Consider the following 26,028-nt stretch of genomic DNA (forward strand, 5'->3'; position numbering starts at 1 on the left):
ACCCCCTGCCGTGGCGCCCTTCCCTCTCCCTTAGTGCAGTGTTGCGCAAGCCGTAAATTGCCGACAATGCCCAGCATCACAACCAACGTTCAAGAGGACGCCATGACCGCACAACGCACCATCAACACCGTGACCACCCGCGACGGCACGATCATCCGCTACACCGACTGGGGCGACGGCCCGGCGGTCGTGTTCAGCCACGGCTGGCCGCTGCAGGGCGACGCCTGGGAAGACCAGATGCTGTTCCTGGCCGAACACGGCTACCGCGTGGTTGCCCATGACCGCCGCGGCCACGGCCTGTCCAGCAAACCCTGGCACGGCAACGACATGGATCACTACGCCGACGACCTGGCGGCCGTGATCGAGGCGCTGGACCTGCACGGCATCACGCTCGTTGGCCACTCGACCGGCGGCGGCGAAGTCGCCCGCTACATCGGCCGCCACGGCACCGACCGCGTCAAGCGCGCCGTGCTGGTGGGTGCCGTGACGCCGCGCATGCTGGTGGGCGCCGACAACCCGCACGGCGTGCCGCTGGACGTGTTCGACGGCATCCGCGCCGGCGTGAAGAACGACCGTGCGCAATTCTTCAAGGACCTGACCCTGCCGTTCTACGGCTACAACCGCGACGGCGCCAAGGAATCGTCCGGCGTGCGCGACACGTTCTGGCTGCAGGGCATGCAGGCCAGCATCCGCGCCGCCTACGCGTGCATCAAGCAGTTCTCGGAAACGGACTTCACCGAGGACCTGAAGAAGATGACGATCCCCACGCTGGTGATCCACGGCGACGACGACCAGATCGTGCCGATCGCCGCCACCGCGCGCCGCGCCGTCGAGATCCTGCCGCAGGGCCGCCTGGAAGTGTACGAGGGCGCGCCGCACGGCCTGCCGACCACCCACAAGGACCGCCTGAACGCGGACCTGCTGGCCTTCCTGCGTTCCTGATGCGGGTAACGCCCAGCGACCTGTTCCTCGGCATCTGCCTGGGCGCCCTGGCCGGCTATGTCGATACCGCCGGCTTCGTCGCGCTGTATGGCCTGTTCACGGCGCACGTGACGGGGAACTTCGTGCTGATCGGCGCCACGCTGACCCATCCCTCGCATACCACGCTGCTGCTGAAATGCCTCGCCTTCCCCGCCTTCGGCGCGGGGGTGGTGGCGACCCGGCTGCTCGGCAACGCCTGCGAGCGGAAGGGCACGGTGCCGATCCGTCCCATGCTGTCGATGCAGCTGGTGCTGCTGGCCGCCTTCATGGCGACGGCCTTGCTGGCCGCGCCGATCGACAGCCCCGATGCGCCGCTGGTGCTCGTCACCGGCATGCTCGGCGCCGCCGCGATGGGCGTGCACAATGCCGCCGGCAAGCTGCAGTTCTCCCGCATCGCGCCGACCACGGTCATGACCGGCAACGTGACGGAACTGCTGATCGACATGACGGACCTGGCCACCGGCCATGCCACGCCGGCCGCGCGCGAGAAATTCATCCGCTTCGTGTGGCCCGTGCTGGCGTTCGCCGTCGGCTGCATTCTCGGCGGCGCCGGCTACGTGCATTTCGGCTTCTGGTGCCTGCTGGCGCCGATCGCCGCCATCGCGCTGCTGATGACGTTCCGGTGGCCGGTGCCGAACCCGGCGCATGCCTGATCAGTCTCCTTTCCGATGACCGGGCCGCGGCAGTGCCGCGGCCTTTCAGCATCTGGTGTCGGACACCGGTTTTCCCATGCATTGGACGGGCTGCCGAAAAGCGGTGTCAGACACCTGCCCCCTATCCGTGCCCCCCGCCTTCGATCATCTCCCTTCAATCCCGGCCCACGGTACGCTCCACCCGCGGATCGGGCCTGATCCACACCAGCGCCAGCCCCACGTAGAACGCCGCACCGACCAGCGGCTGCCACAGCGACAGCGGCACGCCCGCGGCGTACAGCGCGACCGAAACCCACCCCTTGGTGTCGCGGCCTATCGCATGGGCCAGCGCCGACTGCGGGCCATGCAGCCGCACCAGGCTGCGCACCAGCAGGTCGTAGGCGATGGCGCTCATGAGCAATACCACGCCGTACAGCGCCATCGGCCACGCCGCCATGTGCTGCTCGCCGAGCCAGTTCGTCATGAACGGAATCAGCGACAGCCAGAACAGCAGGTGCAGGTTGGCCCACAATGCGCGCCCGTCGACCTTGCGCGCCAGCTGCAGCAGGTGGTGGTGGTTGTTCCAGTAGATGCCCACGTAGACGAAACTGAGCACGTAGCTGAAGAACAGGGGCCACATCGGCAGCAGTGCTTCCAGCGTGGGGTCGTGCGGCACCTTCAGTTCGAGCACCATGATGGTGATGATGATCGCGATGACGCCGTCGCTGAACGCTTCCAGGCGCGACTTGCCCATCGGCGGCGTACTGCCACCCGTTGCCAAGTGATTTTCCTTACTTCCTTCCAGCATGCTTACTCCAATGTCGATCCAGTTAAATCGGAGTAACCATCTTAGTGCCGCACCGGGATGCGGCACAACGCCCGGAAGGCAGAGCCGCCATTGCAGGCTTGCGATCGCATGGCCCCTTGCGCTTCCCCCGCGTCCCTGGGAACCACTGATTTATTTATGGAAGGGGCATGGCCCCGAGAATAAGCGCCATGCTGGGCAGCAAATCATCGCCAATATCCCGGTATTGACAATGATTTATGTCTTGCCTGGCACATTTTCGGGACCATTCGCTCCCACCAGGATTAAATCAGTGCTTCCCTGAGTCGCGTCACGCGAGCTTGACCCCATCCACGGCCTGCAAGAACAAGCACACCGACCCCCAGCATCAGCCAGCTACCCGGTTCCGGTACGGCCGAAACGGTGGCTCCTTCATATGCAGTGGATACATTGAAGGACAATGCTATTTCAATGTCGTAATCATTGTTATTGACTGCAGAAAATGAGAACTCCTGGATGGAGTTATCGCCGCGTTCGTCCACTGCCAGAGCGAATTCTTGTTGAAAATGCTGCCGGGGCGCCGCCAGTGAAATGAAGTCCAGGCTGGCGCCGATTCGCGAACTGAAATCCGTGGTATGTTCTCTGAACGTGACATTCGAGCGATTCAGAAAGCTGTAGGCATTACCGCCCACGGTCAATGCGGTGTGCGCCTTCAACAGGATGGTCTGGACTTGCGAGGCAGTCGACGCCAAGTCGTACGATTCATCAAGTTCGGGGTCAACGCCAAATGACGAAGCAAGGCTACCGGCTCCGTCACTATAAAATTCCACGACTGCACCCTGGCTTTGCAGCGCCCGATGCACGGGCACCGGCAGTACTGGATCAACCACAACGGAATCCGTGTTGCCCCATCCTATGTGGTAGCTGGCAGTGTAATGGCTGGTTCTGGGACCGAATTCGAATCCTGCGATCCGGTCGTCCGCCGGTGTCAGGTCCTGCACGCTGAACTGAATATCCGAAAAGCCCGAGTGTCCTGTGATCTGGGCTGTCGCCGGTGTCAGGATCGAGAGCGCCAATGCAGCGGCAAAGGCAGGTTTGACTAGATGGAACACTATTATTTCTCCGGTTTATCGCAGATCGACAACGAGTCGAGTAAGCAGGGTTAAATTAACAAAATTACCATTTTTTATTCTAAAGCGCCGTACTTGATGAAGCAACGGATGGATGTACCTAAGTGCGATAAACGAGCGTATATGCAACGAAATGACGCCCATTTACTCGATGGGCATGTTTGGCGCCGCGGTACGGATATTTCCTAATAATCTGCATTCGCTTGAACCATGCGTGCCGCGAATGTGGCCCTAGCCCTGTTCGCGCCGCTCGGCCCGAAGTACGTTGACCGCAGAGTCTTGCCGGAATGCGCGCGAACTCTTGTGCAGATAGTCGATGCTCCCGGACAGGATGCTTCCTCCACGCCGTTACCCCGATGCATGCGGGCCGAGTCGAGGGTCGCCAGCCCGGACTGAAATCCCGGATTACCCGACCTTCGTCCGCGCGCATCCCCGGCCCGGCCTCCTTCGCCGCATCGATCGTCGGCAACGAATTCCCATACGTTGCCTGCCGGCCGCGGGTATCACCTGGTGGGCGATGCCCGCGGCCGGTGCGTCTTGCCGGTGCAGATCACAACGCGGAAGAACAGCGAAGTCCGGCGCAGCTGCAACCCGTCGGCATCGGCACGTTTGCTTGCATGAACAGGACGCCGGTTGCGCCACCGGCGAAACCTCCGTAAGCTACGCCACATCGGATCGAGGGAGCATCAGTAGAAATGGATACGCGGATCGAGGGGAACGAGTCGGAGCAGCGGCGGGTGCAGGAGCTGTCGCGCTATGAGCTCGCGCTGGACAAGCCCGATCCGCAGCTGCGCTTCATCGTGGAGCTTGCCGTGCAGACGATGGGCGCGGACATCGGCGGCATCAGCCTCGTTTACCATTCGCACATCTGGCTGCCGGTCACGGTGGGCATCGCGCTGCGCGAAATACCGCGCGACGAATCGTTCTGCAGCGACCTGGTGGCATGCGAGAGCGACTTTTCCGAAGTGGAGGATGCGCTGGTCGAGGACTGGTCGGCGGCCAAGCCGATCGTGCGGCGCGCCCCGCACTATCGCCATTACGCCGGCGTCGCGCTGTACGGCAACCGCGGCTACCAGCTCGGCACGCTGTGGGTAATGTGGCTGCAACCGGGCCAGGTCGATGCCGCGCAGCGCACGATGCTGCAGGGCCTGGCCCGGCTGGTCACCGACACGCTCGAACTGCGCTACTGCGATGCGGTGACCGGCATGTACAACCGCGGCGCGTTCGTGCAGCACCTGCAGCATGCCAAGGGCGAGGCCGGGCGGCGGGAACTCACGGTCGGCTACATCGACCTCACCGGTTTCCACCAGATCAACGAAGTGTATGGCCGCGGCGCCGGCGATGCCACGCTGGCCGAGATCGCGGCGCGCGTCGTCGGCTGGGCCGGTGCCGACAGCCTGGTGGCCCACCTGGGCGGCGACCGCTTCGCGTTCGCGCTGCTGGGCCTCTCGGGCATGGACCGCCTGCAAGCGCTGTGCCACGCGATCGATGTGCCGGTAACGCTGCCGTCGGACCGCACGCAGGCACTGCATGCCCGCATCGGCATCGTGCGCGAACGCCTGCCCTCGCCCGTAGCGGCGGCGGCGCTGCTCGACATGGCCGAAACGGCCGCGGCCAGCATCGGCGACATGGCCAGCTTCTCGGTGATCCGCGAATACGGCAGCGAAATGCGCGAACGTTCGGGTTTCCTGCACGACCTGCTCGGCGTGCTGGAGGGCCAGCCCGAGGCCGGACGGCTGTCGATGCATTACCAGCCGCAGGTGAATTTCGCCAAGCAGAACCTGATCGGGCTCGAGGCGCTGGTGCGCTGGGAGCATCCGCAGCGCGGTACGGTGTCGCCGTCGGTGTTCGTCCCGCTGGCAGAAAGCTCGGGCAACAGCTATGCCCTGGACATGCTGGTGATGGGCCAGGTCTGCCGCGACATGCGCGGCTGGATGGACGCCGGCCTGCCGCAGGTGCCCGTGTCGCTGAACTTTTCACGCTCGTCGCTGCTGCATCCCGGCCTGCCCGAGGAGATCAAGGCCCTGATGGCCCAATACCGGCTGCCCGGCGCCCTGCTCGAGGTGGAGGTGACGGAAAGCCAGCTGCTGGAAGCCCCCGAGGCGCTGGGCGAACGCGTGGCGGCGCTGCGCGATCTCGGCCTGCGCATCGCGATCGACGACTTCGGCATCGGCTACTCGAACCTGGATGCGATCGGCTCGCTGCCGTTCGACCGGCTGAAGGTGGACCGCCGCTTCGTGCACGGCGTGGCCGACAGCGCCGTCACGGCCAGCCTGTTCCGCCTGATCCAGGGCGTGGCCGAGGTCTCCGATGCGGAACTGCTGTGCGAAGGCCTGGAACGGCAGGTCGACCTGGACTGGCTGCGCCACGAGCATGCCTACTGCGTGCAGGGCTGGTATTTCTGTTCCGCGCTGCCGCCGCGGGGCGTGGAAGACCTGCTGCGCGCCTGGGGCCAGCGTACCCGGCAGCCGGCGCTGCATGGCGACGTGCGCGAGCTGTTCGCGAGCAGCTGAGCGGCGGGCCGTTGCCGCCAGCCCGGCCGGCCCCGACCGCCACGTTGCCGAAATCATGCGCCGCCTCCCGCCGAGCTCTCCTATACTCGGGCCATGGCACATCTGCGCATCGGCATCTCCGGCTGGCGTTACGAACCCTGGCGCAAGGTCTTTTACCCGGCGGGCATGGCCCAGGCGCGCGAGCTCGATTTCGCTTCGCGCGCGCTGCCCACGATCGAGATCAACGGCTCGTTCTATTCGCTGCAGCGGCTGGAAAGCTATCGGGCGTGGTACGACGCCCCCCCCGAGGATTTCATTTTTTCGCACAAGGGCAACCGCTTCATCACGCATATGCGCCGGCTGCGCGATCCCGCCCCGTCGCTATCGAATGTCTTCGCTTCCGGCGTACTGGCGCTGCGTGAAAAACTCGGACCGTTCCTGTGGCAACTGCCGCCCAATTTCCAGTTCGATGCCGAAGTGCTCGAAGCTTTCCTCGGCGCGCTGCCGCACGATACGGAAGCGGCGCTGGAAATGGCGCGGCGCCACGAACCGCGCATGGCGGGCCGTGCATACCTGGAGATCGATGAAAAGCGCAGGCTGCGGCACGCCCTCGAGATCCGCCACGAAAGCTTCGGCGACCCCGCATTCGTGAAGCTGCTGCGCAAATACAAGGTGGCGCTCGTGGTGGCCGACACGGCCGGCAAGTGGCCGGGCTACGAGGATGTGACGGCCGACTTCATGTACATACGGCTGCACGGCGAGAAAGAGCTGTACGCGGGCGGCTATACGGATGGGGCGCTCGACCACTGGGCGCGCAGGATAAAGACATGGAGCACCGGAGGCCAGCCCGACGACGCCAGGCTGATCGCATCGGCGGCCCCGCCGAGGCGGGCCGGCCGCGACGTCTTCTGCTACTTCGACAACGACATCAAGGTGCATGCGCCGTTCGACGCGCGCCGGCTGATGTCGCGCCTCGGCGCGGATGCCGGACTCGCCCCGCTCATCGATCCCCGGCGCGGTCCTCCCTCCGATCCCGGGTGAACGGCGCCTTCGCGCCACGTTGCGCCTTGTAGATGCCGGCATGGCCGGAGCACAGGTAGGCCACCACGCAGCCCATCGCCGCATACGGCCCGATCGCGGGACCGAACAGCTCCAGCGCCATCACCGTGGAGGCCAGCGGGGTGTTGGCGGCACCGGCGAACACCGCGACAAAGCCCACGCCGGCCAGCAGCGGGAACGGCAGGTGCAGCAGCGGCGCCAGCGCGTTGCCCAGCGTGGCGCCGATATAGAACAGCGGCGTCACTTCGCCGCCCTTGAAGCCGGTGCCCAGCGAAACCACCGTGAACGCCAGCTTGCCCAGCGCATCCCATGCGGGCAATGGCTGCGCGAATGCCTCGACGATCACCGGAATGCCGAGGCCGACATAACGCTGCGTGCCGACGGCCCACACGGCGCCGGCGATGACGGCGCCGCCGATCAGCGGCCGCAACGGCGCATAGGCCACGTGCCGCTTCAAGAAGGCGGACAGCCGGTGCGTGGCGCCGGCGAATAGCCTGCCCGCCAGGCCGAAGACGATGCCCGCCACGGCGACCGCGACGATCGTCCACGCCGTGAGGGCCGGTACCGCGGCAACCGCATAATGGGTGTGATGCACGCCCCAGGCCAGGCCAACCTGGTCGGCGAGGATCGCCGCCGCCACGCAAGGGAAGATGGCGTCGTGGCGCAGGCGGCCGATCACCAGCACTTCGAGGCCGAAAATGGCACCCGCCAGCGGTGTGCCGAACACGGAGGCGAAGCCGGCGCTGATGCCGGCCATCAGCAGGATGCGGCGGTCCTGCGTCTGCAGCTTCAGGGCATTCGTCAGCTGGTCGGCCAGCGTGCCGCCCATCTGCACGGCCGTCCCTTCCCGGCCCACCGACGCGCCGAACAGGTGCGAGATCACCGTGCCGGCCAGCACCAGCGGGGCCATCCGCAACGGAACCACGCTTTTCGGATCGTGGATTTCGTCGATCAGCAGGTTGTTGCCCGCCTCCACGGTGCTGCCCCAGCGCAGGTAGACCCAGCCCACCGCGAAGCCGGCCAGGGGCAGCAGCCAGATGATCCCTGGATGGTTTTCACGGTACGCCGTCGCCGCGTCGAGCGAGAGCAGGAACAGGGCCGAGGCGGTGCCGGCCAGGGCGGCGATCAGCAGGGAGACCAGCAACCACTTGGCGAGGTAGCGCAAGGGGTGGGTGAAGGAGTCGAGGTGGGCTGGCATCGGCAGGGAATATAGCATGCGGGCCGGGGCCGCTGCGCCCTCTGGTGTCCACCACCGATGCTGCACACGTCAGTGGTGGTCGTGCCCGCCGCCGCGCCGCAGGTCGACCGGCTTGCCTTGCGCCGGCGCGAGCGCCGGCATGCCGGGCGCCTGCGTTGCAGGCGGCGGCTCGCCGGTCCATTCGTAGGCGACCGTGCCTTTCGGATGCCTGTAGTGCCCGGGGTCGCGGTAGTCGCCGCGCGCCAGGTCTTCGCGCACCTTGATCAGCGTGAACATGCCGCCCATTTCGATCTCGCCGTACTGGCCGGTGCCGGTCATCATCGGCAAGGTATTCTCGGGCAGCGGCATGCGCATGCTGCCCATCGAGCCGCCCTTGTCGCCCATCACCATGTAGCCCGGCACGAGCCTGTTGATCTTCTCGGCCACGCCCTGGTGATCCACGCCGATCAGCGTTGGCACGTCATGCCCCATCGCATTCATCGTGTGGTGCGATTTATGGCAGTGGAAAGCCCAGTCGCCCGGGTTGTCCGCCACGAATTCGATGGCGCGCATCTGGCCGACGCCGATGTCGGCCGTCACTTCCGGCCAGCGCGCCGAAGGCTTCACCCAGCCGCCATCCGTGCCCGTCACTTCGAACGTGTGGCCGTGCAGGTGGATCGGATGGTTCGTCATCGTCAGGTTGCCGGCGCGGATCCGCACCCGGTCGCCCTGCCGCACCACGAACGGGTCGATCGCCGGGAACACGCGGCTGTTGAAGGTCCACAGGTTGAAGTCCAGCATCGTGTTGACCTTCGGCGTGTAGCTGCCCGGTTCGATGTCGTAGGCGCCCAGCAGGAACACGAAGTCGCGGTCGACCGCGTGCCGCCGGATATCCTTCGGGTGCGTGACCCAGAAGCCCATCATGCCCATCGCCATCTGCACCATCTCGTCCGCATGCGGGTGGTACATGAACGTGCCGGCATGCTTCGCCACGAATTCGTAGACGAACGTCTTGCCGGGCTGGATCGACGGCTGCGTCACGCCGCTGACGCCGTCCATGCCGTTCGGCAGGATCTGCCCGTGCCAGTGGATGCTGGTGTGCTCGGGCAGCCGGTTGGTGACGAAGATGCGCACCCGGTCGCCCTCCACCACCTCGATCGTCGGTCCCGGGCTCTGCCCGTTGTAGCCCCACAGGTTGGCCAGCATGCCGGGCGCCACTTCGCGCACCACAGGTTCGGCCACGAGGTGGAATTCCTTGACGCCGTCCTTCATCCGCCATGGCAGGCTCCAGCCGTTCAGCGTGACGACAGGATTGTACGGCCGGCCGTTCGGCGGCGGCGGCGGCACGGCGGTCGCGGCGGATGATCCCACCGGCGCCTCGGGCAGCGATGCGGCGCCGGCGCGGCTGACCATGCCGGCACCCAGCAGGGTGGTGGCGCCGGCCAGGAACGAGCGGCGCGATTTGATTGGCGTATTCATTGGTGTGCTCCGTGTTTCTGCGCGCTTTCCTGGCCCTGGCCGTGGTCGCGCTGGTGATCGTGCTGGTGGTCGTGTTGCTGCATCGGCGCTGGTGCCGGTGCTGGTGCCGGTGCTGGTGCCGGTGCTGGTGCCGGTGCTGGTGCCGGTACTGGTGCCGGTGCGGGTACTGGTTCGGGTGCAGCCGCCGGTGCGGCCGGGGCCGCCGGCAGCCGGCCGCCCAGCGCGGCTTCGAGGTCGGCGTCGGCGAGCCAGTATTCCTTCAGCGCCTCGATCGCGGCCGCAACCGCCACCGTCTGCTCGCGCGCATCGGCCAGCAGTTCGAAGGTGCTGAGCAGCATGCCGTTGTAGCGCAGCAGCGTCTCGTCCGACAGTTGCTTGCGCAGCGGGATGACGACGTCCCGGTAATGCCTCGCCAGGTCGTACGACGCGCGGTAGGCGAAATACGCTTCGCGCGCCTCGCCGCGCGCATTGACGGCCGTTTCGGCCAGCCGGTTCACCGACTGCATGTAGACCGCCTCGGCGCGCCGCGTGCGGGCGCCGCCCCAGTCGAACAGCGGGATTTCCAGCGTGAGCTCATACCCGCGCCGCACCGGCTCGCCGCCGTCGCGCTCGCGCACCGCGCCCAGCTCCAGCACGTTGATGAAGCGGGTCGCGCGCGTCAGGCCCAGCGAAGCCGCCGTATGTTCGGTGTCCTGCGTGGCGGCCTGCACATCGAGGCGTTCGCGCAGCGCGGTGCCTTCCACGTCCGCCAGGTCGCGCGGCGCGGGGGGCAGGTCCGGCAGCCGGTCGGGCAGCCGGTAGCCGGCATCGTCGCCCCACAGGCCGAGGAGCCGCGTCAGCCGCTCGCGTGCCGCGGCGGCATGCTTCGAAGCGCGCGCCGCGTCCGCCATCGCATCGGCATGGAATGCGCCCTCGCGGGCCTGGTCGTAGGCGCTCCAGTTGCCGGCATTGCGCATGCGTGCGGCCAGGTCCGCACTGGCATCGGCGGCACCGGCCACCTGCCTTGCGTAGTCGACGGACTGGGCGCCGGCCACCGCTTCGTACCAGGCGCGCCGCGTGTCCGATGCCACCCTGAACGCTTCCGCGGCGACTCGCAGCTTCGTCTGCTCGAACAGTCGCCCTTCGATGCGCGACGCCAGCGGCGCCGTGATCAGCCCAGCCAGGTTGAACGCCAGCGAGCGTTCGATCGAGGTCGCTCCGCCGCCCTGCTTGTGCTGGTAGCCGAAGGCGGGGTTCTGCAGGCGGCCGGCCTGTACCAGGTCGGCCTCGGCGATGCCGAGCTCCCAGTAGGTGGCCTGCAGGGCGCGGTTGTTCAGCAGCGCGATGCGTACCGCGTCGTCAGCGGTCAGCGGGTGCGCCAGCATGGGCCTGATCTGCTCCGCCAGCGCGCGGCGGTCCGCGTCGTTGCGCAGCAGTTTCGCCGGGGCGCCGGCCCTGGCCTGCAGTGAACGGTCGACGGCATCCATGCCGCCATCGGGGGAAAACGCGGCGCAGCCGGAGAGCGCCAGCGCCAGCGTCGGGGCAGCCAGCCGCCTGGCGGCGGCCATTGTCGGTGATTTCATTGTGATCCTCGTGCGTGAACGGCCCGCGCGACGCGGGCCCGGGAACGGCCATGGGCCGCTGCTTCAGGCAGTCGGGAACTTCGGGGGCCGTTCGAGGCCTGCCAGGTCGACGGCGGCCGGGGCCGCGGCAACGAAGGGAACCGTGGCGCAGCGGCCTTTCTGCAGCGGCGGCGCGGCCGGCAACGACGGCGCCAGCGGCGCTCCCGTGCAGCAGGCGCCGGCACTGGCGCACTTGACGTGATCGCCATGCGAAGCGTCGGGCTGGGGATGCGGGGGATAGTCGTGCCCTGGGTAGTCATGCGCGGGCCGGTCGTGCGAGACCTGCCGCTCCACGGAATCGTGCTGCGCGGCCGGCATCGCCGCGCGATCGTGATCATGCTCGTGATGGCTGTCCATCTGCATGGCGGCCGGCAGCTTTGGCGCAATCGCGGAAGGCGCGGCGGCTGGCAATCCCGGCCCGCACAACAGCATCGTGGCAGCGGCGAAACCCTGCAACGGCACGCCGGCCAGCAGGAACCACAGCAGCAATGTACGAAGCAGCGCTTTCATGGCCGCCATGGTAGCACGGGCGCGGCCATGGCCGCGAGGTTGCGGGGAGGTGCGCGCGGCACCGCGCGGCAGGTATACTGGGCGATTCCCGCATCGTGCCGGGCCGCAGTCCACAACAGGAACCCATGCCGCACTCCGCCTCCCTGCCCCGTTCCGACGCCATCCCGTTCGCCGCGCTGCTGCTCTCGCTGATTTCGCTGACCGCCGGCGCTTCGCTGGCCAAGCAGCTGTTCCCCGTGATCGGCCCTGCCGGGGCGACGGCGTTGCGGCTCACGTTCGCGGCGCTGATCCTGTCGGCGGTGTTCAAGCCGTGGCGCGTCCGGCTCAAGGGGCAGTGGCATGCGCTGGCGGTGTACGGCGTGGCGCTGGGGATCATGAACCTGACGTTTTACTCGTCACTGGCATACGTCCCGCTCGGCGTGGCGATCGCCGTCGAATTCATCGGCCCGCTGGCGGTGGCCGTGTTCACGTCGCGCCGCCGCAGCGATTTCCTGTGGATCGTGCTGGCCATCGGCGGGCTGGCGATGCTGCTGCCGCTGGACCGCCACGCGGCGGCGCTGGACTGGCGCGGCATCGCGCTGGCGCTGTGCGCCGGCGCCTGCTGGGCCGTGTATATCCTGGCCGGCAAGCGGGCCGCCATGGTGCACGGGCCGGCCGCTTCGGCGTGCGGCATCTGGATCGGCGTGGTGGTGGTGGCGCCGCTCGGCTTCGCGTATGCGGGTGCGGCGATCCTGCAGCCCCACGTGCTGGCGCTGGGCCTCGGGGTGGCCATCGTTTCGAGCGCGATTCCCTATTCGCTGGAAATGGTGGCGCTGCGCCGCCTGCCGGCCAACACGTTCAGCATCCTGCTCAGCGCGGAGCCGGCGATCGGCGCGCTGATGGGCCTGGTGTTGCTGGGCGAACGGCTCACGCCGAACCAGTGGGGCGCGATCGGCGCGATCATCGCCGCCTCCGCGGGCGCGGCGATGAGCAGCCGTGGCAGAAGAGAAAAAACCAGCGCGGGGAAATAACGGCGAAAATGACGGTCGAACTCAGTTCGCCGGCCCGGCCGGCTTGAACTGCTCGCGCCGGTCGCAGCGTTCCTGGAACGCCTTGCGCACGTCGCCATCCCCGATCCGGGCGATCTCGGCGGGGGTGCAGGCGGCGTCGGTCATCGTCATCTGCTGCGCCGTCAGTTGCGGGTCCACCTTGCCGCAGCCGGCCAGGGCCGCGGCAAGGAAAACAGCCGAAACAAGGGCCGGCACGATCGGGCGGCCGAGCGGTTTCACGTGGTTCATCATGCTTCCTTTGGCAGTTGGTCGGCGGGCATTCTTACATGGGTGCACGCCGGCGGCAAGCAGCGGACGGTTGTGCCCGGCAAGGCGGGCGTCCGCGTGCAGCAGGCAAGCATGTCGCGTCAGCGGAACTGCTCGGGCGCGCGGCCGATCGGCTGTTCCATGTTCGCCAGGTACCACGTGAGCGCCGCCATCACGGCCACGTGCCGCTTCAGGTAGTCCGGATTGACCTTGTCGAACGTGTCGGCCGGGGTGTGATGGTAATCGAAGTAGACGCTCGAATCGATCAGCGGCGTGAACGACGGCACGCCATCGCTTTCCAGCGCGTGCAGGTCGCCGGCGCCGATCACGTCGCGGCGCTGCAGCACGCTGGCGCCGATCGGCGCCAGCGACGCCTGCAGCGGCGCGAACAGCTTTTCGTATTGCGGGCGGATGCCGGCCTGCACGCCGAACGTGCGGCCCGCCACGCCGCCATCGCTTTCGATCGCGGCGAACTGCTTGTCGAGCGCGCCGCGATTCGCCTTATGGTACGTGTCGCCGCCGCGGCCGCCGTTTTCCTCGTTCATCCACGCCACCATCCGGATCGTTCGGCGCGGTTTCAGGTTCAGCTTCTTCAGCGTTTCCAGCACGCCCATCGACGCGGTCACGCCGGTGGCGTCGTCGTGCGCGCCGGTGGCCAGGTCCCACGAATCGAGGTGGCCGGATACGATCACCACCTCGTCGGCCTTATCGGTGCCCGGCAGGTCGGCGATCACGTTGAAGCTGTCCGCGTCCGGCAGGGTCTGCGGCGTGAGCACGAGCTCCATCGTGACGGGGCCGCGCCTGGCCAGCCGGGCGATCAGCATGGCATCCTCCGCCGTGATGGCCGCGGCCGGGATGCGCTTGCCATCCTCCAGGCGGGTGGTGCCGGTATGCGTGAGGCGGTAGTCGGCGCCGCCGACCGAACGCACCAGCGCGGCGGCGGCGCCCAGGTCCGCCGCCAGCGCCGGGCCGCGCGTCCGGAACGCCGAGCCCTGGCGGTAGGCCGGGCCGCCCAGGCCGGCATCGGCCATGCCCTGGTCGAACGCCACGTCGAACAGCACGATCTTCCCCTTGACCTCGGCGGCGCGCGCCTTCAGCTCGTCGAAGTCGCGCACGATGACGACCGGCGCCGTGAGGCCCGCGGCCGGCGTGGCGCCGGAACCGCCCAGCGCCGTCAGCACCAGGTTCTGCACCACGCCCTGCGGCCGGCCCGTGTACCCGACCAGCTGGCCTTTTTCCTCGCCGCGCACCCAGTGCGGCACCTTGACCGGCTGCAGCGTGACCTTCGCGCCCAGCTTGCGCATCGCATCGGCCACCTGCTGCACGGCCGCCGCCGCCCCGGGCGAGCCGGAAAGGCGCGGGCCGACCAGGTCCGTCATGTCTTCCAGGCGCTGGTAAGCCCAGTCGCTGCCCATCGCCGTATCGCGGATACTGGCGAGCGTGGCGGCGTCGTTGGCGTCGGCGGCGTGGGTGACGTGGGCCGGGCCCATGGCGAACAGGCTGGCGGCGATGGCGGACAGGACTGGCTTGCGAAGCTTCATGCGATATTCCCTGGAGTGTCGTGTTCAAGAAGCCACGACGATATCACCCAATAATGTTGCGCAGCAACCAATTACGCCATTATTGAATAAAGGCCTTGTTTGACGTCCGGATAGCCATCGCATAGCATGTGGCCATGCTGAAAGGACCACTCTGCACCGTGCGGCACCTGCTGAACACGGACCTGAACACGTTCATCGCACTGGTGAACGACCTGCCCTCGCGCGGGGATTATTTTTCCAGCCATTTCAAGTCGCCCGAGGCGATGCGCAAGGAGTTCGTGCAGCATGGTTTCGTGACCGACGACAGCGAACTGTTCGTCGTCGAAGACCAGTACCGCCACATCGTCGGCGTCATCACCCACTTCAAGAGCCGCACGCCGACCAGCCGCGAGATCGGCTACCGCCTGTTCGACCTCGAGCTCGCCGGCCAGGGTTACACCACCGAGGCGCTGCGGCTGGTGACCGATCACCTGTTCCGCGTGCATACGTGGCACCGGCTCGAAGTACTGGTCGCGCCGCGCAATGTCCCCTCGGTGCGCGTGGCGCAGAAGTGCGGCTTCAGCGGCGAAGGCGTGCTGCGCGAGGCGTTCTTCATCAACGGCCGGTACCAGGACGTGCAGGTCATGAGCCTGTTGCGGCCGGAATGGGAACGGCTGCGGGGGTGATCCCGGCCGCCGCGCGGTGCCTGCACCTGTAACAGGACTGTTACCGCCTGCGCTCCGTTTGTAATAATCTGTGTAATAGCTGGCTCTTCCGCGCCAAAACGGTAAAGTGGACCCATACCAAACGGCCGACACCATCCCGGTGTGCCGCGCAGAACAGGGGAAATATTATGCAGATCAAGAAAATCATCGGTGTGGTGCTGCTCGGTGCCGCAGTGACGACGTCTTCCGCCGCCCTTGCCGCCGGCGACCGTGCATTCAATACCGCCGCCGGCGCCGTGATCGGTGCGGCACTTGGCAGCCAGACCGGCAACGGCACCACCGGCACCGTGGTCGGCGGCGTGGTCGGCGGCGTTCTCGGCAACGCGATCAGCTCCAGCGACCGCGATCGCCACCATGACCGCGGCTACCGGCAGGAGCGCGTGTATGCGCAGCCGCAGCCGGTGTACTACGAAGCGCCGCGGCCGCGCTACGTGCGCCAGGCTCCGGTGTATGTGGACCGCCGCCCCGTGGTGCGCGAGTATTACTACGAGGCGCCGCGCGGCCATGGCCGCGGCCACGGCAAAGGCCACAACAAGCACCGTCACCACCACGACGACTGATCTTCCTCGTCGCGATCGAAAAGCCCGGCAACGCCGGGCTTTTTTGCGTGGGCGCCGGCTCGCTCAGGGCGTTGCGGGCGGGCCGCCGCGCCAGGGGGATCCGGCGATCGCTTCCCGTGTCAGCGCGTACAGTTCCACCTGCCCGTTCTTCAGCGAATAACGGAAGAACTCCTGCCAGGACATGCCGGTGACGATCGCGCGGATGACCTTGGCGACGAAACCGTGCGCGACCAGCACGACATTGCGCCCCGCGTGGTCGCGGTGCAGCAGCGCCAGCCCCTCGGAAACCCGTGCGAAAACGGCCTCGATGCTTTCGCCGCCGGTGGGGGCGCGGTCCCACTGGCGCGTGATGTCCTGTTCCCATAGCGCGGGATAGGCCGCCTGCGCTTCCTCCCTGGTCAATCCTTCGTACACGCCGACATGGCGCTCCGCGAACTGGCCGATCGAATGGACCGGAATGCCCCATGCGGCCGCCATCGCCGCCGCGGTCTGCCGGGCGCGCAGCCGGGGCGAACAGGCCAGTATGTCGGCCTGGCCGTGAAGCAGCCGCGCCAGCTCCGCTGCCTGGCGCAGGCCATGCTCGTCCAGCGGCGGGTCGAGGGCGCCCAGGTAGCGGTCTTCGGCATTCAGGGCGGTGCGCCCGTGCCGCACGACGAACAGCGATGTTTTGCCGGGACCGGGGGCGGCCTTCGGCGCCGACGGCGGCGCTTGCGTCGCGCCGGACGTTTCGAGGGAACTGGAAATTTCTGCCGGCATGGAAGTGCGCCACCAGGTAAGTAGAACGGCAAGCATCGGCCGGACCGGGTGCCGCCGTCAATGCATTCACGGTCGAAGATTTTCGCATTTGCTCAGCAGGCGGGCACATGTGGCGCGGCGGCGGGCATGCCGCCCGGCGCCGCGCTTTCCACCGCCCCCCGCTAACCGGCATCACGGAGCGCCGCCGTGAGCGCCCCCATGAACCGAAAGGGAGCGATGCCAGCCCGCGATACCACCGTCGCCCTCGCCAGGGGCCACTACCGGCTGCGCGAGCAGGTCGCCGAGTCCGTCTACGGCACGATCTGGCGTGCCGCCGGGCCGGCCGGCGCGGCAGACGTGGCGCTCAAGCTCGTGAATGCCGACCGGATGGCGCGCGCCTTGCCCGGCCAGCGCGAGCGCTGGATCGCCAGCGCGTGCAACGAGATCGCGTTCCTCGAGGCGTTGCAGCCATGGGATGGGCGGCACATCGTGCGCCTCGTCGACAGCGGCTGGCATGACGGCCTGCCGGTACTGGCGCTCGAGCTGTTGAGCGGCGACCTGGGACGCCACGTGGCCCGCCGCCGGGCCCGGGACGACGCGCCCGGCCTGCCCCAGGTACTGGACTGGATCGGCCAGCTGAACGGAGCGCTGGCGAAGGTGCACCAGCATGGCTGGCGCTACCTCGACCTGAAACCGGCCAACGTGCTGGTGGACGCGGCAGGCGGCACGGTGAAGCTGGCCGACTTCGGCACCAACCGGCTGCTCGAAGCGGCGCAGGCGCACAGCTATTGCGGCACCGCGAACTGGCAGGCGCCCGAGCAGTTCTTCCCGGCGCCCGGTGGCGGCTATGCGACGGGCCGCCACAGCGACTATTTCGCGCTGGGCGCGCTGTACTATTTCCTGGTGACGGGCACGCAGCTGCGCTGGTGCGCGGCCTGCGGCGAAGCCTACCGCGAACACCTGGCCGACGGCGCCCGCGTCATGCTGGACAACGGCCCGCTGCCGCCCGTGCTGGCCGACGGCGAAGCGGCATCGTTCGCCGGCGCGCTGCCGTTCGTCGCGCGCCAGCCGGCGCTCGCCCTGTTGCAGGCGCTGCTGGCCCGCGAGCCCGCCGACCGCCCGCGCAACGCGCTGCACATCAGCCGGATGCTGGACAGGGTCCGCGCCGGCCTGGGCGGACGTGCGGCGCTGGTGCGCAGCAGCGCGGCGGCGCTGGAGGGACGCGCATGAGCCGGCGGCTGCTGCTGGCACTGCTGGCCGGGCTGTTCGGGCTGCAGCTGTTCGCATTGTCGCGCGCGCCGGCGCTGTGGCTGCCGGGCGCCGTCATCGTTTCGCTCGACCGGCCCGGCGCCGTCACGCTCGATGCCGCGCAGCTCGGCGCCGTGGGGGCCGGCGGTACGCGGCTCGTCATCGGCCGGGGCGTGGACGGCGCCTGGCGCCTGGGCGCCGCCGGCCCGGCCCGGCCGCTGCTGCGGCGCGGCGGCGCCGACGAACGGCTCGGCAGCATCGATGCGGCAACCCTGCGCCGTTTCAGCATCGGCAGCGTAACGTTCGACAGCGATGCAGTGAGCAGTGAAACAGTGAGCAGTGAGTCAGTGAGCAGTGAGACAGCGGGCACCGAAACAGCCGGCGTGCGACCGGATGGCGGCGGCGCGCCGGCCGGTACGCTGGCATTTACCGATGGGCGCGCGCACTGGCGTTTCGATGGCGCGACCCTGTACCGCGACGGCCGCGCGCAGCCGCCCTGCCCCGAAGCGCCGTGGTCCGCGCATGCCGTGTCGCTGTGGAACCGCGTGGCACCGCAGGCGCTGACGATCGCGCGGGCGCTGGTCTTCGGTGGAAACCTGCATTGCGGTAACCGCATCGGCGTGCCCGGTGTCGATGGCGGCGGCGCCCAGGTCGCGCGGCGCGGCAAGGCTCTGGCATTGACGGCCGGCTCGGCCGCCGTGCTGGCGAACGGCACCAGCCTGCGGGATGACGAACGAACCCTCGATGGCGTGCAGGCCCTCACGCTCGGCCGCACCCGCTACGGCGTCGCGCTCGATGACGGCAGGTTGACTCTGGCGCCGGCCGGCAGGGTAGCGCTGCACGCGGTGCCCGAAACCACGTTGTCGCCGCACGTGGCCTGGCAATGGCGGCGGCGCGCGCTGTGGCAGGGCGGCGCCGCGGCATGGGTGCTCGCCACCGCGGCGGCGCTTGCCGTGCTTGCCGTGCTTGCCGTGGCGCGGCCGGTGCACGAGGGTGTGCAGCGCCGCGGCAATATCCTCGGTCCGCTGGCCGGCGCGCGCCGCCATTCCCTCCTGGCGGCGGCCGGCCGCGGGCTGCACTGCCCCGCCGCCGCGCTGGTGCTGGCCGCCGGGTGTGCCGCGCTGGCGCTCCAGCGCGGCGGCGATCCGCCGCCCGCCGCCTGCTCGCTGCTGCTGGCCGCCGGCGCGATGGGCACCTGGCTGCTGCAACCCGGCCGCGTACCGGGGGCCACCGCGGCCGCGCTGCTGCTGGCCGGCGCCGGCCTGCTCAGCCAGCTGAACATGGGCCTGGCCGGCATGGATACCGGCTGGCTGCGCCACCACGGCAAGACGGCCGCGCTGCTGGCGATCGGCAGCGGCGCCATCGCGCTGTGGCGCCGTTATCCGCCCGCCGCCTCGCAGCGCCGCATCGAGTGGCTGCTGGCCGGGGCCGCGGGCGGCGCGCTGCTGCTGCTCGCTGCCCAGGTATTGTGGGGCGACGAGACCGGTGTGTTCGACATGCAGCCGGTCGAGGCGGCCAAGCTCGTGCTCACGCTGCTCGCCGCGCACTGCCTGGCATTGCGGATGGGCTGGCGCGCCGATCACCGCGCGCAGCCGGGCCATGCCGCCCGGTGGCTGCGGCTGATCGCCCCCGTCCTGCTGTTTTTCGCGCTGCTCGGCTGCGCGCTGGTGCAGGTGGACGACTATTCGCCGCTGATCCTGCTGCTGCTGTGGGCGGGCGCCATGGCGTTCGCCTATGCGCTGGCGGCGCGGCGCTGGGTGGCTGCCGGCGTGCTGGGCTGCGTTGCCCTGGCCGCCGTCGCCGGCGTCGCCACGCTGCGCACGGGCGGCCCCGATCACGTGCCGGCATCGTTCTATGGCGACCGGTTCCAGGTATGGCTGGAACCGGCGCGCCACCCCCACACGGGCCGCCAGGTACAGCAAGGCGCGGCCGCGATCGCCGCCGGCGGCTGGCTGGGGGCCGACGGCCTGCTCGGCCTGGCCTCGCTCGGCCAAGCCGGCGGCGGCGTAATGGCGCTGCCCGCCGTGCAGGACGATTTCGCGCCGTCGTTCCTGCTGCATCGCCATGGCCTGCTGGCGGCGCTGCTGCTGTGGTGCGCCCAGGCCGCCCTCGTCGCGGGCCTCGTCCAGGCGGCGGTGCGTCGCGGCCGCGCCGGCGCCGCGGCGCGCGGTTTCCGGCAGGCATGGCTGCTGCGGCTGCAGGCGTTTACGTTGTGCGGCGGGGCGGCGTTCGTGGCCGGCCACCTGCTGCTGTCGTGGGGCACCAACCTGGCGATCCTGCCGGTGATGGGGCAGCCGATGAGCTTCCTGTCCGCGGGCGGCAGCCACCTGCTGTTTTTCCTGCTCCCCCTGCTAAGTGCCGTTGCCGGACCACCACAGGAGTAAACCATGCCGATCTATGTCCAACACGAAGTCCTGGGCCGCATTGCCGACGTATTCAACGCCGAGGCGATCTGGCAGGCGCCGGGGCTGGCGCTGTTCGCGCGCCGCCCGCTGCTGCGCGACCTGCTGGAACGCTGTCCGCGCGAGCAGCGCGGCCGCGCCGCCACGCGCTGCTTCTCGCACATCACGCTGCGCCTGCCGCAGGAAGACGTCGACGACGACTACCACCTCACCCGCGGCAACCGGGCCCGCGACCTGGCGCAGTCGTTGGCGGCCCTGCACCAGAAGGATTTCGGCGACCTGCTCGGCGCCGACCAGGTGCGCTACCACGTGACCGGCGCCGAAGACCTGCGGGCCGGCGAGATCGAGGTGCGCTTCGGCCACGCCGTCTACCTGCCGGGGCCGGACGAGAAGGTGCTCTTCAACGTTGGCGCATCGGCCGATTCGGCGGTGTGGAAACCCGTCTGCCCCGTTTACCCGGGCCAGCGGCTCGCCGTGATCGACGAAGGCAGCGTGCCGGGCTGGCCGTTCGGCGCCGTCGGCAAGCTGTTGCTGATCAATGACGGTCCGGATGCCCGGCCGGAACTGCAGGTGCGGCCCAAGGATGCGCTGGAATACCGGCTCGACGAGCACCAGGGATATTACGTTGTCACGCGCAAGGGCGATCCGCAGGGCGCGCGGCTGCTGCTGAAGGTGACCCGTGCCGGCGGGATGCAGGGTGTTCAGCCGACGGTTCAGCCGATAAGCCGGCCGGCGACGCAATCGGCGGCGCAGTTGGAGACGCGGCCGGCACCGCCCGCCGTATGGCAACCGCGTGCGATGCCGCCGGTGCGGCCGGGAACGCCGTCCGGCATGCCCGCGAACGGCCGTCAGGCCGGGCCGGTGCTCACCGGGCCCGCCGCGGACGACCAGGGCACGGCCCTGCCGCAGCCGGCCGCCGGCCGTGCGGGGTCACACGCGGGCCAGACGGATGCCACGTTCGCCCCGGGCGCCCGCCAGCGCCTGACGCTGGCCGCGCTCGCCCTGCCCCGCCTGAGCCGCTATCGCGGCACGGGCGCCGCGTCGCTGTCGATACCGTTCGACCGCACGCTGGCCGTAGGCGCTGTGGCCGGCAGCGTGCTGACGCTGGTCGTCGAGGCCGACGATACGCTGCACGCCGCCACTCCGGCGGGCCGCGAGCGCATCGCGCTGCCCGCCAGCTTCGCGCCGGCCGGGGAGCGCAGCATCCGCGTGCTGCCGGCGCCGCCGCGGATGGCGGAGCGCTACAGCGCCATCGTGGCGCTGCCGGTGCCGGTGGCGGTGCCGGTCACGCAAGGCACTTTCGGCCGCGGCACGCCCGCGCTGGCCGCGCTGCGCGTGCTCGACGTGCCGCAATTGCTGGCACGGGACGGTTCGCCGGCACGGGACGGCGCCGCCGCGCCGGCCAGCCCGGACCGCATCGGCCTGTCGCGTACCGCGTTCACGTTCGATGCCATGGCGCAGGGCCTGTCCATCACGCGACAGTCCGCCACGCAGGCGCTGTATCACCTCGATGCCGAGCTGCGCTTCGTGGGCGCGATCGAAAGCGGCACGGACGGAGGAGCGCCGTTCCTGCTGCCGCCGGGCCATCACGTGGTCGCCGGCCATTACGTGCTGCGCTTCGACGCCTGAGCGGAGCGGGCGATGTCTTTCTCCGACTTCCAGCTGGCCGACCACCATGGCGCCCTCGCCTACGCGCTCGGGCTGGGGCTGACGCTGGTGCTGGCCTCGCTCCTTACCCCGGCGCGCTGGTGGCGCCGGCCGACGGCGCGCGGCCTTGTCATCCTTGGCAGCGGCGCATGGGCATTCGGCGCGCTGCTGCTGCATTTCCTCGCGGCCGCGCCGCAGCCGATCGCCGCCGCATCCCGGCTGGCCGACGCGCCGGCGCAACAGGCATCCATACTTTTGCCGGTGGCGGGGCGGCGCTACCGGGTCCATCGCGACCTGAATGTGCGCGACGCGGCGGGCGTCGCTTCGGCCCGGCGGGCGGTCGTGCCGGCCGGGTCGCTCGTCACGACGACCGGTATCCGCGACGGCGACTGGTGGCAGATCCGCTATGACGGCGCCGGCGCGGCCGGCGTGGGCTGGGCGAGCAGCCTGTGGCTGCGCCGCGCCGCGGAGCAGTAAGGAACGGCACGCAGGCGGCGGAAAGGGTTTTCGGACAAGGTTGAACGATCGCTACGGGTCGCACGAAGGGGCCGAATACGGGCCGAAAAGCCCTGCTGTTCGGGGCACCGCAGAGTTGCCAAGAGGATGCAAAAGCGCGTACAGTCTGCCTTGTCCCGTCCCTGGCCCGTCATGAATACTTGCCGCAACACCGATCACCCGCACTGCACCTTCTGGGTCGCGCCGGGCCAGCACGCCTGCGAGGGCGGCCACGGCCAGCCGTCCGCGGGCCGCGAGCCTGCATCGGAGACTGTTACGTCGGAGATTGTTGCAGCGGCGGGTGTACCGGCAAATGCGGGTGCCGGTTCAGGTACGGATGGCAGCGCGGGTGACAGTGCGGCGTCGAGCTATGCGCTGCTGGCCGCCGTGCGCAACGCGCGGACACCCCATGCCGTCGTGCAGGACGTGCGCAAGGACGGCGACAACGGCACCAGGACGGGCATGGAACGGCCTGTCGGCGCGGGCGGCTACGCCAGGCCGATCCGGGTGCGGCCGCAGCTGCACATCAGCGGCTTCGACCCCCGCGCGGCGGGCGGCCGCCAGACCCTGAAGATGGAACTGCGCGGCATGCCCGATGGCTGCGCGCCGCAGCTCGCCATCCGCCTTTCTTCCGAACTGATCGGGCAAGGCGCGACGGACCAGCGATTCGTCCGCTGCGTGGATGGCGACTGGCGCCCGGTTTTCGTCGAGTTCTCGTCGCGCGACCGCGAACACGGGCAATACCAGATCCACACCGAGGTGCTGAGCCGGCAGCCGGGCCAGCCGGTGCGCAAATGGGAATGCACGTTCGTCATCCTGGTGCCCCGCCTCGATGCCACGCTGACCGAGATCCACCGTATCTTCCTCTCGACGCACAAGAACGTGCGCGTGATGGCGGACGACGCGTCGATCGCCAGGGTGTCCGACCACGGCGGGCATGGCGGCGGCAGCATGGATATCGACGTCACTGCCCGCAATGCCGGGATCGCGCACCTGGACGTGGGCGCGCCGCAGGGCAAGGTCGACCTGGGCTTCTCCACCATCGCGTGGGATGAAGACCTGATCGAGATCGACATGCCGCACACCGGCCCCGCCCACCCGCACCCCAGCCGCGCCGCCACGTTCGTGAACGCGGCGCCGGAAGCGGGCGCGCAGCGCCATATCCGCCTGTTCGCGCACGGCGAGTGCGTGTTCGGCCGTATGGAAATCGTGGATCCGGAAGCGGACGTGCTGCTGAATCATTACGGCCCGGACGGCATCGACGCCGCCGGGCTGACGCGCCGCCTGTCCGGCCGGCATGCCGTCGTCCGCCGCGGCTCGCACGGCTTTGAAATCGAGGACGTGTCGCGCTACGGCCTGCTGCTCGACGGCGTCTGGCCCGGCAAGCACAAGCCGGTCCCGCTGCGGCTCGGCATGAGGATCGAACTGTCCGCCAGCATCAAGGGCATCGTCGTGCTGGAAGTGACGGCGCTGATGCCGCACGGCGTGATCCTGCATCGCATCGACGAGGGCGCATGCGCCGAATGCTTCGTGGTGCTGGCGCCCGATACGCATCCGGGCTACCCTATCCGGCGCACGCAGGCCGCGCCCGTTGCCGCCGCGCTGCCGCTGCTGTTCCATCACGACGGCGGGTTCTGGCACCTCGATGCCGTGACGGGCAAGGAAACCGCGCTGGGCCCGCACGCGCAGCTCGACAAGCTGAGCCGGATGCCATCGCACACGCGGTTCGCCGCCGATCCCTATCCGGAGAGCTATGTCATCCGAGCCGGGGGCGTGGCGATGCGGACGGTGGCCGGAGAAATGCACACCGCCTGAGGAAATCGGGGAGCTTGGCAGCCCGGCAGCCGGACGGGTGACTGCCGAAGGGAGGGCCGGGGCTACCGCTCGTCCGCGACGATCCGCTGCGCCACGTTATCGACCGTGACCGGGCTGTCGAAGTACGTGACCACCGGTTCGATGCCGTACTTTTCCCGCACGAACGTGCGCCAGGCTTCGGTATACAGCGCTTCCGCCTCCGCCCGCGAATTCCACAGGTAGACACCGCCGGCCGTCAGGCCATCCTCGGAAAGCACGTAGTACTTCTTGAACAGGCCGGGCACGCCCTGGTATGTCGGGGCGGTACCCAGGAAGATCCGCCGTGCTTCGTCAGGGCTGATCGGCTCGGGCAATCTGAACGCGGTGATGGCGATGATCATTCCAGCCTCCAGGTTTCAGGTCTCGGGTCTATTGCACGCTTCGGTTGTTACAGGTACGTTCCCTGCGGCTTCGGCTTGTTCGGCAGCGGAATGCGCTCGGTTTCCCCCGGCACCTGGGCAAAGCGCTCCGCTTCCCAGTCTTCGGCCGCCTGCGCCAGGCGCTCCTTCGACGACGACACGAAATTCCAGAACATGTAGCGCTGCCCGTCCAGCGGCGCGCCGCCGATGACGACGAAACGCGCCGGTGCCGCCGCCGTGATGCGCGGCGCGGTGGACGTATCGAGCAGGGCCATCGCATTCTGCGGCACGGCGATGCCGTCGACTTCCACGCTGCCGGTCACGGGATAGATCGCCGCCTCGGCGGGCAGCCCGTGCAACGTAAGCTCCTGGCCCGGCTCCGGCACCACGTCGAGATACAGCGTTTCCATGTAGGTGGGCACCGGCGACGTGAGCCCGAACGCCGTGCCGATCAGCACGCGCACGGCGGCGCCGTCGACCGTGAGCTCCGGAATATCGGCTGCGGGCGTGTGCGAGAAATTGGGCTCATCCTCTTCGTGCGCCTTCGGCAGCGCGGCCCACAGCTGCAGGCCGTGCATGCGGTGGGGCTTGCCCTTCAGGTCGGTCGGCGCGCGCTCGGAATGCACGATGCCGCGCCCCGCCGTCATCCAGTTGATCGCGCCGGGTTCGATGCGCTGGTACGTGCCGATGCTGTCGCGGTGGTCCATCGCCCCTTCGAACAGGTAGGTCACGGTGGCCAGGCCGATGTGCGGGTGCGGCCGCACGTCATGGTTCGCGTCCAGCGGCACGTCGAGCGGGCCGAAGTGGTCGAAGAAGATGAACGGCCCCACGGCCTGCTTAACGACCGAAGGGAGGTAGCGGCGCACGATGAAGCCGCCGCCCAGATCCTTGTCGTGGCCCTTGATCAGGTGCGCGATGTTCATGGCCTTACCCCAGCGTGGTGGTGACTTCGGTGGTCACGGCGGTCATCAGCTTGTGCACCGGGCACTTCTCGGCCACCGACAGCAGTTCGGCCCGTTGCGCCTCGGACAGGTCGCCGACCAGGTGCAGCGCCACGGCCAGGCGGTACACGCCCTTGCGTTCCTCGCTGTCGTCGCGCGTGGTCGTGACCTGGATATCGTCCACCGGGATGTTCTTGCGCTTCGCGTACCACAGCACCGTCAGCGCCTTGCATGACGACAGCGCGGCGTCGTACAGGTCGTGCGGCGACGGGCCGGCATCCGCGCCGCCTTCTTCCAGCGACACGTCGGCCGGGATCAGGTGGTTGCGTACATGAACGATATGGCGCATCGGCTGGGTGGTGTCGCGGCGAACGGTAATGGGCATGGTGGTCCTTGCAGGAT

The 26,028-nt window shown here is 68.8% G+C and carries 24 protein-coding genes; 12 read left to right on the forward strand and 12 right to left on the reverse strand.

What is annotated here, in order from left to right:
• Positions 1-120 precede the first annotated feature (120 nt).
• Entirely contained in the window at positions 121-942 is an 822-nt protein-coding gene (locus GJV26_RS01085; RefSeq protein WP_229427963.1) for an alpha/beta fold hydrolase, read from the forward strand.
• Positions 942-1,634, forward strand: coding sequence for a YoaK family protein (locus GJV26_RS01090; RefSeq protein ID WP_155706904.1), 693 nt, complete (start codon positions 942-944; stop codon positions 1,632-1,634). Before GJV26_RS01085 ends, GJV26_RS01090 begins: the two co-directional genes overlap by 1 nt.
• 154 nt (positions 1,635-1,788) lie before the next feature.
• Here the strand turns inward: GJV26_RS01090 and GJV26_RS01095 are convergent, their stop codons facing one another.
• Together GJV26_RS01095 and GJV26_RS01100 are read right to left on the reverse strand one after the other, a co-directional pair.
• A complete protein-coding gene (locus GJV26_RS01095; protein WP_155712168.1) occupies positions 1,789-2,367 on the reverse strand; it encodes a TMEM175 family protein in 579 nt (192 codons plus the stop codon).
• A gap of 335 nt (positions 2,368-2,702) precedes the next feature.
• The gene (locus GJV26_RS01100; RefSeq protein ID WP_155706906.1) at positions 2,703-3,509 is read right to left on the reverse strand and encodes a PEP-CTERM sorting domain-containing protein; all 807 of its coding nucleotides are present in this window, start codon (positions 3,507-3,509) and stop codon (positions 2,703-2,705) included.
• 713 nt (positions 3,510-4,222) lie between these two features.
• Here GJV26_RS01100 and GJV26_RS01105 point away from each other — a divergent pair.
• Positions 4,223-6,040 (forward strand): putative bifunctional diguanylate cyclase/phosphodiesterase, encoded by a 1,818-nt coding sequence (locus GJV26_RS01105; RefSeq protein ID WP_155706909.1) that lies wholly within the window; start codon positions 4,223-4,225, stop codon positions 6,038-6,040.
• A gap of 93 nt (positions 6,041-6,133) precedes the next feature.
• Positions 6,134-7,060 (forward strand): DUF72 domain-containing protein, encoded by a 927-nt coding sequence (locus GJV26_RS01110; RefSeq protein ID WP_155706911.1) that lies wholly within the window; start codon positions 6,134-6,136, stop codon positions 7,058-7,060.
• On the opposite strand, the gene GJV26_RS01115 is transcribed toward GJV26_RS01110, so the two are convergent.
• The 4 genes from GJV26_RS01115 to GJV26_RS01130 all read right to left on the reverse strand — a co-directional run bounded on the left by GJV26_RS01115 (position 7,020) and on the right by GJV26_RS01130 (position 11,845).
• Positions 7,020-8,294, reverse strand: a complete 1,275-nt coding sequence (locus GJV26_RS01115; RefSeq protein ID WP_229419130.1) for a voltage-gated chloride channel family protein — start codon at positions 8,292-8,294, stop codon at positions 7,020-7,022. The two genes, GJV26_RS01110 and GJV26_RS01115, sit on opposite strands and share 41 nt — an antisense overlap.
• Before the next feature lie 51 nt (positions 8,295-8,345).
• Positions 8,346-9,722: a multicopper oxidase family protein gene (locus GJV26_RS01120; protein ID WP_371866546.1), complete on the reverse strand. Its 1,377-nt coding sequence runs from the start codon at positions 9,720-9,722 to the stop codon at positions 8,346-8,348.
• 8 nt (positions 9,723-9,730) lie between these two features.
• Complete coding sequence (locus GJV26_RS01125) at positions 9,731-11,296, reverse strand: TolC family protein (RefSeq protein WP_155706915.1); 1,566 nt, start codon at positions 11,294-11,296, stop codon at positions 9,731-9,733.
• Positions 11,297-11,359: 63 nt separating this feature from the next.
• Entirely contained in the window at positions 11,360-11,845 is a 486-nt protein-coding gene (locus tag GJV26_RS01130; protein ID WP_155706918.1) for a hypothetical protein, read from the reverse strand.
• A gap of 125 nt (positions 11,846-11,970) precedes the next feature.
• Here GJV26_RS01130 and GJV26_RS01135 point away from each other — a divergent pair, with 125 nt between their 5' ends.
• Complete coding sequence (locus GJV26_RS01135) at positions 11,971-12,855, forward strand: EamA family transporter (protein WP_155706920.1); 885 nt, start codon at positions 11,971-11,973, stop codon at positions 12,853-12,855.
• Positions 12,856-12,876: 21 nt separating this feature from the next.
• On the opposite strand, the gene trbK is transcribed toward GJV26_RS01135, so the two are convergent.
• Entirely contained in the window at positions 12,877-13,122 is a 246-nt protein-coding gene (gene trbK / locus GJV26_RS01140; RefSeq protein WP_173346110.1) for an entry exclusion lipoprotein TrbK, read from the reverse strand.
• A gap of 119 nt (positions 13,123-13,241) precedes the next feature.
• Complete coding sequence (locus tag GJV26_RS01145; protein WP_155706932.1) at positions 13,242-14,681, reverse strand: M20/M25/M40 family metallo-hydrolase; 1,440 nt, start codon at positions 14,679-14,681, stop codon at positions 13,242-13,244.
• A 134-nt stretch (positions 14,682-14,815) separates the two neighbouring features.
• Here GJV26_RS01145 and GJV26_RS01150 point away from each other — a divergent pair, with 134 nt between their 5' ends.
• Entirely contained in the window at positions 14,816-15,346 is a 531-nt protein-coding gene (locus GJV26_RS01150; protein WP_155706933.1) for a GNAT family N-acetyltransferase, read from the forward strand.
• Positions 15,347-15,513: 167 nt separating this feature from the next.
• Positions 15,514-15,945 carry a glycine zipper 2TM domain-containing protein gene (locus tag GJV26_RS01155; RefSeq protein ID WP_155706935.1) on the forward strand — a complete coding sequence of 144 codons (432 nt, stop codon included), beginning with the start codon at positions 15,514-15,516 and terminating at the stop codon, positions 15,943-15,945.
• 63 nt (positions 15,946-16,008) lie between these two features.
• Here the strand turns inward: GJV26_RS01155 and GJV26_RS01160 are convergent, their stop codons facing one another.
• Entirely contained in the window at positions 16,009-16,701 is a 693-nt protein-coding gene (locus GJV26_RS01160; RefSeq protein ID WP_155706937.1) for a histidine phosphatase family protein, read from the reverse strand.
• A gap of 198 nt (positions 16,702-16,899) precedes the next feature.
• Here GJV26_RS01160 and GJV26_RS01165 point away from each other — a divergent pair, with 198 nt between their 5' ends.
• The 5 genes from GJV26_RS01165 (at position 16,900) to GJV26_RS01185 (ending at position 24,287) form a co-directional block, all read left to right on the forward strand.
• The gene (locus tag GJV26_RS01165; RefSeq protein ID WP_229419131.1) at positions 16,900-17,910 is read left to right on the forward strand and encodes a protein kinase domain-containing protein; all 1,011 of its coding nucleotides are present in this window, start codon (positions 16,900-16,902) and stop codon (positions 17,908-17,910) included.
• Positions 17,907-20,312, forward strand: coding sequence for an FtsW/RodA/SpoVE family cell cycle protein (locus tag GJV26_RS01170; protein WP_155706939.1), 2,406 nt, complete (start codon positions 17,907-17,909; stop codon positions 20,310-20,312). Before GJV26_RS01165 ends, GJV26_RS01170 begins: the two co-directional genes overlap by 4 nt.
• A 3-nt stretch (positions 20,313-20,315) precedes the next feature.
• Positions 20,316-21,959, forward strand: a complete 1,644-nt coding sequence (locus tag GJV26_RS01175; protein WP_155706941.1) for a hypothetical protein — start codon at positions 20,316-20,318, stop codon at positions 21,957-21,959.
• A 12-nt stretch (positions 21,960-21,971) separates the two neighbouring features.
• Positions 21,972-22,454, forward strand: a complete 483-nt coding sequence (locus tag GJV26_RS01180) for an SH3 domain-containing protein (RefSeq protein ID WP_155706943.1) — start codon at positions 21,972-21,974, stop codon at positions 22,452-22,454.
• 171 nt (positions 22,455-22,625) lie between these two features.
• Entirely contained in the window at positions 22,626-24,287 is a 1,662-nt protein-coding gene (locus tag GJV26_RS01185; protein WP_155706945.1) for an FHA domain-containing protein, read from the forward strand.
• A gap of 62 nt (positions 24,288-24,349) precedes the next feature.
• Here GJV26_RS01185 and GJV26_RS01190 read toward each other — a convergent pair whose 3' ends face one another.
• The 3 genes from GJV26_RS01190 to GJV26_RS01200 are packed head-to-tail and all read right to left on the reverse strand — an operon-like array spanning position 24,350 to position 26,011.
• Positions 24,350-24,667 (reverse strand): YdhR family protein, encoded by a 318-nt coding sequence (locus GJV26_RS01190; RefSeq protein ID WP_155706947.1) that lies wholly within the window; start codon positions 24,665-24,667, stop codon positions 24,350-24,352.
• 47 nt (positions 24,668-24,714) lie between these two features.
• A complete protein-coding gene (locus GJV26_RS01195) occupies positions 24,715-25,608 on the reverse strand; it encodes a pirin family protein (RefSeq protein ID WP_155706949.1) in 894 nt (297 codons plus the stop codon).
• A 4-nt stretch (positions 25,609-25,612) separates the two neighbouring features.
• The gene (locus GJV26_RS01200) at positions 25,613-26,011 is read right to left on the reverse strand and encodes an OsmC family protein (protein WP_155706951.1); all 399 of its coding nucleotides are present in this window, start codon (positions 26,009-26,011) and stop codon (positions 25,613-25,615) included.
• Positions 26,012-26,028 lie beyond the last annotated feature (17 nt).

It is taken from the genome of Pseudoduganella dura, assembly GCF_009727155.1.
Classification (GTDB): domain Bacteria; phylum Pseudomonadota; class Gammaproteobacteria; order Burkholderiales; family Burkholderiaceae_D; genus Rugamonas; species Rugamonas dura.

Bases quoted from the DNA above. Each gene is read 5' to 3' on its own strand.
- GJV26_RS01090 (WP_155706904.1), top strand. From the start codon at position 942: ATGCGGGTAACGCCCAGCGACCTGTTCCTCGGCATCTGCCTGGGCGCC.
- GJV26_RS01095 (WP_155712168.1), bottom strand. From the start codon at position 2,367: ATGGGCAAGTCGCGCCTGGAAGCGTTCAGCGACGGCGTCATCGCGATC.
- GJV26_RS01105 (WP_155706909.1), top strand. From the start codon at position 4,223: ATGGATACGCGGATCGAGGGGAACGAGTCGGAGCAGCGGCGGGTGCAG.
- GJV26_RS01110 (WP_155706911.1), top strand. From the start codon at position 6,134: ATGGCACATCTGCGCATCGGCATCTCCGGCTGGCGTTACGAACCCTGG.
- GJV26_RS01115 (WP_229419130.1), bottom strand. From the start codon at position 8,294: ATGCTATATTCCCTGCCGATGCCAGCCCACCTCGACTCCTTCACCCAC.
- GJV26_RS01125 (WP_155706915.1), bottom strand. From the start codon at position 11,296: ATGAAATCACCGACAATGGCCGCCGCCAGGCGGCTGGCTGCCCCGACG.
- GJV26_RS01130 (WP_155706918.1), bottom strand. From the start codon at position 11,845: ATGAAAGCGCTGCTTCGTACATTGCTGCTGTGGTTCCTGCTGGCCGGC.
- GJV26_RS01135 (WP_155706920.1), top strand. From the start codon at position 11,971: ATGCCGCACTCCGCCTCCCTGCCCCGTTCCGACGCCATCCCGTTCGCC.
- trbK (WP_173346110.1), bottom strand. From the start codon at position 13,122: ATGAACCACGTGAAACCGCTCGGCCGCCCGATCGTGCCGGCCCTTGTT.
- GJV26_RS01145 (WP_155706932.1), bottom strand. From the start codon at position 14,681: ATGAAGCTTCGCAAGCCAGTCCTGTCCGCCATCGCCGCCAGCCTGTTC.
- GJV26_RS01150 (WP_155706933.1), top strand. From the start codon at position 14,816: ATGCTGAAAGGACCACTCTGCACCGTGCGGCACCTGCTGAACACGGAC.
- GJV26_RS01155 (WP_155706935.1), top strand. From the start codon at position 15,514: ATGCAGATCAAGAAAATCATCGGTGTGGTGCTGCTCGGTGCCGCAGTG.
- GJV26_RS01160 (WP_155706937.1), bottom strand. From the start codon at position 16,701: ATGCCGGCAGAAATTTCCAGTTCCCTCGAAACGTCCGGCGCGACGCAA.
- GJV26_RS01165 (WP_229419131.1), top strand. From the start codon at position 16,900: ATGAACCGAAAGGGAGCGATGCCAGCCCGCGATACCACCGTCGCCCTC.
- GJV26_RS01170 (WP_155706939.1), top strand. From the start codon at position 17,907: ATGAGCCGGCGGCTGCTGCTGGCACTGCTGGCCGGGCTGTTCGGGCTG.
- GJV26_RS01175 (WP_155706941.1), top strand. From the start codon at position 20,316: ATGCCGATCTATGTCCAACACGAAGTCCTGGGCCGCATTGCCGACGTA.
- GJV26_RS01180 (WP_155706943.1), top strand. From the start codon at position 21,972: ATGTCTTTCTCCGACTTCCAGCTGGCCGACCACCATGGCGCCCTCGCC.
- GJV26_RS01185 (WP_155706945.1), top strand. From the start codon at position 22,626: ATGAATACTTGCCGCAACACCGATCACCCGCACTGCACCTTCTGGGTC.
- GJV26_RS01190 (WP_155706947.1), bottom strand. From the start codon at position 24,667: ATGATCATCGCCATCACCGCGTTCAGATTGCCCGAGCCGATCAGCCCT.
- GJV26_RS01195 (WP_155706949.1), bottom strand. From the start codon at position 25,608: ATGAACATCGCGCACCTGATCAAGGGCCACGACAAGGATCTGGGCGGC.
- GJV26_RS01200 (WP_155706951.1), bottom strand. From the start codon at position 26,011: ATGCCCATTACCGTTCGCCGCGACACCACCCAGCCGATGCGCCATATC.